The following is an 8,099-nucleotide window of genomic DNA, read 5'->3' as shown; positions in this document are numbered from 1 at the left end:
CCCGAACTCAGAAGTGAAACGATGCATCGCCGATGGTAGTGTGGGGCTTCCCCATGTGAGAGTAGGTCATCGTCAAGCGCCTAACACCCAGCACCCCCGCTCAGTTCACTCTGGCGGGGGTGTTGTCTTTGGGGCGGGAAAAGTTTGGTTGGGCAGGGCGCTGCCTTGATAGCCGATAGGCTGCGGAGTTGAGATTGCCCTCACCCTAGCCCTCTCCCAGGGGGAGAGGGGACCCGGAGCGGAGTGGCGGAGAGTTTGGCGCAGGCTTGTCAGATGGGTGCTGCCTGAAGCCCGCAAAAGCCAAAGAGCCACAACAGCCCGGCTGCGCCGGGCTATTGTGGCCATGGTGGTCCGCCAACGCTGCCGTTTACAAGGAGGCATGCCGTAGGAGCGGCCCATGGCCGCGATAGAGCTATAAAAAAGCCCGGCAGATGCCGGGCTTTTTGCGTTCAGGGTTTGCGGGCTATCAGGGTGGCGCGCAGGGGAGCGGGGAGGCCTTCGACGGTCAGACCTGGATCTGCGGATTGAACCAATACCTCGGCGAACCATTGGTAACCTGACCGGGAATGATTCTGATCTGCTTCATTTCTCCGGCGCTTTTCGGTATACAATGCCCAATGGCCTAAGGCCGGTAGGCAAGGGGTGCGAAGCGTCGTACCCCTTTTTTCTTTGCATGACCAATCAAATTTATAGCGTAGCCTAGGATCCTATTCCTTGATGAATAGGGTCAGCGGACAGTGGTTCAGGTGACGCAAGCGATGAAAGCGCAAGCGAAGGGGATTCGATTTTGATCAAGGTGCTAGTTGTCGACGATCATGATCTTGTTCGTACCGGTATCGTGCGGATGCTGGCGGATGTGGCAGGAATCCAGGTCGTCGGCCAGGCAGACAGTGGTGAAAATGCACTGATGCTGGCCCGTGAGCTCGAGCCGGATGTCGTCTTGATGGACGTTCGGATGCCCGGTATCGGCGGGCTGGAAGCTACCCGCAAGCTCCTGCGCAGCCGACCCGATCTGAAGGTGGTGGTCGTCACGGCCTGCGAGGAAGATCCTTTCCCGACGCGTCTGCTCCAGGCGGGTGCTGCAGGGTATCTGACCAAGGGTGCGGACATCGAAGAGATGATCACCGCCATCAAGCAGGCCTTCTCCGGTCGGCGTTACATCAGTGCGCAGATCGCCCAGCAGCTGGCCTTGAAGCCCTTTCAGTCCAAGGCCGAAGCATCGCCCTTCGATCAGCTGTCCGAGCGAGAGATTCAGATCGCGCTGATGATCGCGGGCTGCCAGAAGGTCCAGGTCATTTCCGACAAGCTCTGTTTGTCGCCCAAGACCGTCAACACCTATCGCTATCGGATCTTCGAGAAATTATCGATTACCAGCGATGTCGAACTAGCCATGTTGGCTGTTCGCCACGGCATGGTAGATGCAACGAGTTGATATGAGTCAATCTTTCGATGCTGCAGCCTTTCTATCCGGTTGCAGTGGACGTCCGGGTGTCTATCGGATGTTCGATGAGGGCGGCAAGCTCCTCTATGTAGGTAAGGCCAAGAATCTCAAGAACCGACTTTCCAGCTATTTCAGAAAGACCGGCTTGGCACCCAAGACGGCTTCCATGGTGTCCAAGATCGCTCAGATCGAGACCACCATCACCGGCAACGAGACCGAAGCGCTCCTGCTGGAACAGAATCTCATCAAGCAATGGCGCCCGCCCTACAACATCCTGTTGAGGGATGATAAGTCCTATCCCTATGTCTATCTCTCAACCGAGGATCAGTATCCGCGGCTGACCATCCACCGTGGAGAGAAGAGAGGGAAAGGGCGTTACTTCGGTCCTTATCCCAGCGCGGGTGCCATTCGCGAAAGTCTCAATCTACTGCAGAAAGCCTTTCAGGTACGGCAATGCGATGACAACTACTTTCGCAATCGTACGCGGCCGTGCCTGCAATATCAGATCAAGAGATGCAAGGGTCCCTGTGTCGCGCTCGTCAGCGAGCAGGAGTATGGCGAGGACGTTCGTCATTCGGCCATGTTTCTCGAGGGGCGCAGCAATGCCCTGGCTGAAGAGTTGCAAGCCAAGATGGAAAGCGCCTCGGTCAATCTTCAGTTCGAGCGGGCAGCGGAGTTGCGTGATCAGGTAGCCCTGGTGCGACGGGTTCAGGATCAGCAGAGCATCGAGGGTGGTACCGGTGATGTCGATGTCATCGCCGCTCTCGTCAATCCGGGCGGTGCCTGCGTGCACCTGGTCAGTGTCCGCGGCGGCCGAGTGCTGGGCAGCAAGAATTTCTTCCCGGAGGTAGGGATCGAGGAGGATTCCAGCGAAGTGCTGGCTGCCTTCCTGGAGCAGTATTACCTCGCCTACCTGGAGCGGGATCTGCCAGACGAGATCATCGTGAATTCCGTCCACGAGGACTTCGCTACCCTGATCGATGCCTTTGCCGAGGTCCACAAGCGGCAGCTGGTCATCGCTCATCGCGTCCGGGGGACCCGCGCCCGCTGGCAGCAGTTGGCGGTGACCAATGCGGAGCAGGCGTTGAATACGCGACTGGCCAATCGGCAGCACATGGGCGTGCGTTTCGATGCCCTGGTGCAGGCGCTGGATCTCCCGGAACCGCCTCAGCGGCTGGAATGTTTCGATATCAGTCATTCCAGTGGCGAGGCGACCGTAGCGTCCTGCGTGGTCTTCGGACCGGAAGGGCCGCTCAAATCGGACTATCGCCGCTACAACATCGAAGGTGTAACCGCCGGCGATGACTATGCCGCCATGCATCAGGCGTTGACCCGCCGCTTCAGCCGACTCAAGGCGGGCGAGGGCAAGCTGCCTGACATCCTCCTGGTGGATGGCGGCAAGGGCCAGTTGGCCATGGCCCGTGAGGTGCTCAGAGAGCTGGCGGTTCCGGAGCTGGTCCTGCTGGGTGTCGCCAAGGGCGTTACCCGCAAGCCGGGTCTCGAAGTCCTTTATCTGGACGATCCGTCCAACGAGTTCACCTTGCCGGCTCATTCGCCCGCGCTGCATCTCATTCAGCAGATTCGCGACGAGGCGCACCGATTCGCCATCACCGGACACCGCGCACGCCGCGGCAAGGCGCGCCGGACGTCATCGCTGGAGGAGGTTGCCGGTATCGGGCCCAAGCGTCGGCAGGAGCTTCTCAAGCACTTTGGCGGACTCCGTGAGCTGCAGCGTGCGAGCATCGAAGAGATCGCCAAAGCGCCAAGCATTAGCAAAAAGCTGGCCGAGCAGATTTATGCGGCCTTGCACAGCGAGTAGAATCGCCTCACGTTCACCAACAGCCGCGCCAATGAATATTCCAAATCTGCTTACCGTACTGCGCGTCTTCCTCATTCCGCTCTTTGTCATCCTGTTCTATCTGCCAGTCCACTGGAGCTACTGGACCGCCAGCACCATCTTCGCCATCGCCTGTGCGACCGACTGGCTGGATGGCTATCTGGCGCGGCGCCTGGGGCAGAGCACGCCCTTCGGTGCCTTTCTCGATCCGGTAGCGGACAAGCTAATCGTTGCCGTGGCCCTGGTATTGCTGGTGCAGGAGCACGCCAACGCCTGGCTGACGCTCCCCGCCGTCATCATCGTCGGTCGCGAGATCGTCGTATCGGCGCTGCGGGAGTGGATGGCCGAGTTGGGCGCCCGGGCCCAGGTCGCGGTATCCAATCTGGGCAAGTGGAAGACCGCGGCGCAGATGCTGGCGCTGGTCATCCTGCTGGCCAATCCGCCGCAGATGACCTTCTGGGTGATCAGTGGTTATGCCTTGCTCATCGTCGCAGCAGCCCTGACCCTGTGGTCGATGTGCACCTATCTGATGGCAGCCTGGCCGCATCTGATGAGCGCCGAGAAAAAGAAATAAGTTTTTTGAATCAATGGCTTGACATGAAGGGTAGCTCAGATAGAATGGCGCCCGTCACCAAGCGGGAATAGCTCAGTTGGTAGAGCACGACCTTGCCAAGGTCGGGGTCGCGAGTTCGAGTCTCGTTTCCCGCTCCATGTTTTACATGAGTGTCGCAAGACATTCAGGTTTGAGGCCGGGTGGCAGAGTGGTCATGCAGCGGATTGCAAATCCGTGTACGCCGGTTCGATTCCGACCTCGGCCTCCACTATTGAGAGCCCCGTAGATCCCAGGTCTACGGGGCTTTTCATCATCCAGGGATGTGTGAATACTGGATCAGGTTCTACGAATCCGCTTCTCTGAGGGTTCGGTTCTGCCCGAGTGGTGAAACTGGTAGACACAAGGGACTTAAAATCCCTCGACTTAACCGTCGTGCCGGTTCGATTCCGGCCTCGGGCACCATCCAAATGAAAAGGCCACTCCTGTTCGAGTGGCCTTTTTCGTTTACGAGGGAATCGTCCAGTAGGGCGTTTCATCCGCATCGCGCTCGATACGAGAGCGGCTGTCGAGGATGAAGGCTTCGAGCATGGCCGCGTCGAGCAATTCGGTGCGGGCGATAGGGCGATTCAGTACTGACTGACCGCTGCGGGAAAAGACCTCGACATCGTAGGCGCGCTGGTCACGCGTGGAGATCACGCAACGCAGTGGCTCGAATCCGCCTTTGAGGGTATTGAAGGCGCTGGCGAGTTCGACATAGAGGGTCATCCGGAAAAGCTTCCTGTTCAAAGGTGGCACTGTGACAGCATTGGCTGCTACAGGGTTTCACCTTTGCAGAAAAGTGCCGTCATATCGCGATGCTAGTCGCAAAATCCCGGCCCTGCTTTCGGAGTTTCATTGCCAGCCTTGCAGCCAGCATTCTGCATCCTGCAACTCGTGCCAGTCCAGCGTCCAGGTACGACGAGTGAGAACGGCTTGCAGATCTATCTGCGAGATGGGGTCGGTCTCGATTTCCGGGGTATGGACCCGGGTGACGATGAAGTGCTTTTGCCGTTCCCGCGGGTGAACGGCCGTCCATTTGCTGAGCAGCAGCTTGTGGGGATTGATCTGACGTTGCTTCATCCCTGCATGGCCTCCAGCAGGGGTGCGCTGCGATAGCGCTGCAGCAGGGCTTCCAGGTTGCGATCGGGCATGGCGTGGGCCCTGAGCGCCGTGATGGTGCGCTCGACGTATTCCAGGGTGGTGCCGAAATGGCCGCAGGCCTCGGTCAGGACGCGATTGAGGATGTCATCGGGCAGGCTGCCGGCGTAGCAGGGCAGATTGCGCTTCAGCACGAAGCCGAGCGCCTGCACCTTGCTGCCGTCTTCCAGGTGGCATTGCAGCCAGCGGGGGCGGTAGGACCCATCCGGCATCTCGCGCTTCCAGAGGGCCAGCAGGTGGTCGTCCAGCTGGTCATCCGGCAACTGGTAGGCGAAGCCGGAGCAGGAACCGCCGCGATCCAGGCCCAGCACCAGGCCGGGTTGCTCGGGGGTGCCGCGATGCAGTTGGGACCAGAGATAGAGACCGCGGTGGTAGCCGTGCACCCGCGCCCGGCGCACGGCGACGGCGGGGCACTCGGGGCGCCAGATCAGCGAGCCGTAGGCGAACAGCCAGACCGGGCCGGGTTGGCGTTGAGCCAGGGTGGCTTCCAGGGAGGCCACCAGCTCGGGAGGGGTGAGCGGCGTGGCGGGCGCGAGCTTGGGGGGATAGGAATCGTGGATGCTGGAAGAAATCTGTCTGTGCATATGCCGCCTGGTCCTCTACCGCTGGAGCTGCCAGGTTCAGGAACCCGGCCCTAAGATCCTAACGAAAGTCCGGGAGGAACTCCTAGACCGTTCGTGCCCATCTTTATGACGCCTGGTTAGGTCGCAGCGAGAAACATGCCAAGGTGGACGCAGAAAACGGCGGACGAAAAAAAGCCCGGCAGGTGCCGGGCGGGAAAGGGGGGGTGAGATCGATCAGGCGCTGGTGCGGATCAGGTGATCGAAGGCGGCCAGGGAGGCCTTGGCGCCTTCGCCCAGGGCGATGACGATCTGCTTGTAGGGCACGGTGGTGACGTCGCCTGCGGCGAAGACGCCAGGCAGGGAGGTCTGGCAGCGGGCGTCCACTTCGATCTCGCCACGCGGCGACAGCTCGACGGTACCCTTGAGCCAGTCGGTGTTGGGCACCAGGCCGATCTGCACGAAGACGCCTTCCAAGTCGATGTGGTGGAACTCGCTGGAGTTGCGATCCTTGTAGACCAGGCCGTTGACCTTCTGGCCGTCGCCCTTGACTTCGCTGGTGAGGGCGCTGGTGATGACGGTCACGTTGGGCAGGCTGAACAGCTTGCGCTGCAGCACGGCGTCGGCACGCAGCTGGCCGTCGTACTCGATCAGGGTGACCTGGGCGACGATGCCGGCGAGGTCGATGGCCGCCTCGACACCCGAGTTGCCGCCACCGATCACGGCGACGCGCTTGCCCTTGAACAGGGGGCCATCGCAGTGCGGGCAGTAGGCCACGCCGCGGTTGCGGTATTCCCGCTCACCGGGGACGTTCATCTCGCGCCAGCGAGCGCCGGTGGCCAGGATCAGCGTCTTGGCCTTGAGCGAACCGCCATCGGTGAAGCGGACTTCGTGCAGGCCGCCGGCTTCGTGGGCCGGAATCAGCTGCTCGGCGCACTGCAGGTTCATGATGTCGACTTCGTACTGCTTGACGTGCTCTTCGAGCGCCATGGCCAGCTTCGGCCCTTCGGTCTCCTTGATGGAGATGAAGTTCTCGATGGCCAGGGTGTCCAGTACCTGGCCGCCGAAACGCTCGGCGGCGACGCCGGTACGGATGCCCTTGCGTGCGGCATAGACGGCGGCGGCAGCGCCGGCGGGGCCACCCCCGATGACCAGGACGTCGAAGGCGTCCTTGGCATTGAGCTTGTCGGCGGAGCGAGCGGCAGCGCCGGTGTCGAGCTTGGCGACGATCTCTTCCAGACCCATGCGGCCCTGGCCGAAGGGTTCGCCGTTCAGGTAGACGCTGGGCACGGCCATGATCTGGCGGCGCTCGACCTCGTCCTGGAACAGGGCACCGTCGACGGCGACGTGCTTGACCCGGGGATTGAGCACGGCCATGAGGTTCAGGGCCTGCACCACGTCCGGGCAGTTCTGGCAGGAGAGGGAGAAATAGGTTTCGAACTGGTAGTCGCCGTCGAGCGCCTTGACCTGCTCGATGACGTCCTGGCTGGCCTTGGACGGATGACCGCCCACCTGCAGCAGGGCCAGCACCAGGGAGGTGAATTCGTGGCCCATGGGCAGACCGGCGAAGCGCAGGTCGATGTTCTGACCGGGGGTCAGCAGGGCGAAGGAGGGACGACGCGCATCGGTGCCGTCGGTGCTGAGGCTGACCTGATCGGACAGGCTGGCGATATCCTGCAGCAGGCTGTGCATTTCACGGGACTTCGCGCCATCGTCGAGGGACGCGACGATCTCGATGGGGCGCGTGACGCGTTCGAGGTAGGTCTTGAGCTGGGCTTTCAGATTGGCGTCCAACATGGCGACGTGGCTTCCGTAAAAAATGGGCAAAAAAAGAGCGCGCGGGCAAGGCGCCCGGGCGCTCGGGCTAGATCAGGCGGGTGTTAGATCTTGCCGACCAGGTCCAGCGAGGGGGTCAGGGTCGCTTCGCCTTCTTTCCACTTGGCGGGGCAGACTTCGCCCGGGTGGTTGGCGACGTACTGGGCGGCGCGGACCTTGCGCAGCAGTTCGCTGGCGTCACGGCCGATGCCGTTGTCGTGGATTTCGCACAGCTTGATCTGGCCTTCCGGGTTGATCAGGAAGGTGCCACGCAGGGCCAGGCCTTCTTCTTCGATCAGCACTTCGAAGTTGCGTGCCAGGCGAGCGGTGGGATCGCCTACCAGCGGGTAGTTGACCTTCTTGATGGCTTCCGAGGTGTCGTGCCAGGCCTTGTGCGCGAAGTGGGTGTCGCAGGACACGCCGTAGATCTCCACGCCCAGCTTCTGGAACTCGGGGTACAGGTCAGCAAGGTCTTCCAGCTCGGTGGGGCACACGAAGGTGAAGTCGGCCGGGTAGAACACGATGGCGGACCACTTGCCCTTCAGATCGGCCTCGGTCACCTGGACGAATTTGCCGTTGTGATAGGCGGTCGCGGTGAAAGGCTTCACTTCGGTGTTGATCAGGGACATTGATGACTCCTTGATGGGTTTAAGTCAGGGTTGAAATCGATAGGACGCATACTAATCGCATTTTGAC

At 61.0% G+C, this 8,099-nt stretch carries 8 protein-coding genes, 3 tRNA genes and 1 rRNA gene; 7 read left to right on the top strand and 5 right to left on the bottom strand.

Translation table 11 applies throughout. The features are described 5' to 3' along the window. The 7 genes from rrf to CFE50_RS18270 form a co-directional block, all read left to right on the top strand. Positions 1-78, top strand: a 5S ribosomal RNA gene (rrf, locus tag CFE50_RS22920); the annotation flags it as partial. A 709-nt stretch (positions 79-787) separates the two neighbouring features. After that, positions 788-1,432 carry a response regulator transcription factor GacA gene (gacA, locus tag CFE50_RS18295; protein WP_241810350.1) on the top strand — a complete coding sequence of 215 codons (645 nt, stop codon included), beginning with the start codon at positions 788-790 and terminating at the stop codon, positions 1,430-1,432. A 1-nt stretch (position 1,433) separates the two neighbouring features. Next, complete coding sequence (gene uvrC, locus CFE50_RS18290; RefSeq protein WP_241810349.1) at positions 1,434-3,260, top strand: excinuclease ABC subunit UvrC; 1,827 nt, start codon at positions 1,434-1,436, stop codon at positions 3,258-3,260. Positions 3,261-3,291: 31 nt separating this feature from the next. Next, a complete protein-coding gene (pgsA, locus tag CFE50_RS18285; protein ID WP_007161859.1) occupies positions 3,292-3,852 on the top strand; it encodes a CDP-diacylglycerol--glycerol-3-phosphate 3-phosphatidyltransferase in 561 nt (186 codons plus the stop codon). Between the two features lie 61 nt (positions 3,853-3,913). Beyond that, positions 3,914-3,989, top strand: a tRNA-Gly gene (locus CFE50_RS18280). A gap of 36 nt (positions 3,990-4,025) precedes the next feature. Continuing rightward, a tRNA-Cys gene (locus tag CFE50_RS18275) sits at positions 4,026-4,099 on the top strand. Positions 4,100-4,206: 107 nt separating this feature from the next. Continuing rightward, positions 4,207-4,293: transfer RNA gene (locus CFE50_RS18270), tRNA-Leu, on the top strand. A gap of 42 nt (positions 4,294-4,335) precedes the next feature. Here CFE50_RS18270 and CFE50_RS18265 read toward each other — a convergent pair. From CFE50_RS18265 to ahpC, 5 genes are all read right to left on the bottom strand, one after another. Beyond that, positions 4,336-4,596 (bottom strand): hypothetical protein, encoded by a 261-nt coding sequence (locus tag CFE50_RS18265; protein ID WP_007161858.1) that lies wholly within the window; start codon positions 4,594-4,596, stop codon positions 4,336-4,338. Positions 4,597-4,722: 126 nt separating this feature from the next. Then, on the bottom strand, positions 4,723-4,950 hold the full coding sequence (locus tag CFE50_RS18260) for a TIGR02450 family Trp-rich protein (protein ID WP_241809942.1): 228 nt from the start codon (positions 4,948-4,950) through the stop codon (positions 4,723-4,725). Then, positions 4,947-5,612 (bottom strand): gamma-glutamylcyclotransferase, encoded by a 666-nt coding sequence (locus CFE50_RS18255; RefSeq protein ID WP_007161856.1) that lies wholly within the window; start codon positions 5,610-5,612, stop codon positions 4,947-4,949. The genes CFE50_RS18260 and CFE50_RS18255 overlap by 4 nt, the downstream gene beginning before the upstream one ends. Positions 5,613-5,825: 213 nt before the next feature. Further along, positions 5,826-7,385 (bottom strand): alkyl hydroperoxide reductase subunit F, encoded by a 1,560-nt coding sequence (ahpF, locus tag CFE50_RS18250; protein WP_286736567.1) that lies wholly within the window; start codon positions 7,383-7,385, stop codon positions 5,826-5,828. Positions 7,386-7,468: 83 nt separating this feature from the next. Next, entirely contained in the window at positions 7,469-8,032 is a 564-nt protein-coding gene (gene ahpC / locus CFE50_RS18245) for an alkyl hydroperoxide reductase subunit C (RefSeq protein ID WP_007161854.1), read from the bottom strand. Positions 8,033-8,099 lie beyond the last annotated feature (67 nt).

Origin of the sequence: Pseudomonas sp. PGPPP4, from assembly GCF_002256045.1 — a bacterium.
Classification (GTDB): Bacteria; Pseudomonadota; Gammaproteobacteria; order Pseudomonadales; family Pseudomonadaceae; genus Chryseomonas; species Chryseomonas oryzihabitans.
Note: the sequence above shows the minus strand (reverse complement) of the source record. Positions and strands in the feature narration are given on the sequence as shown.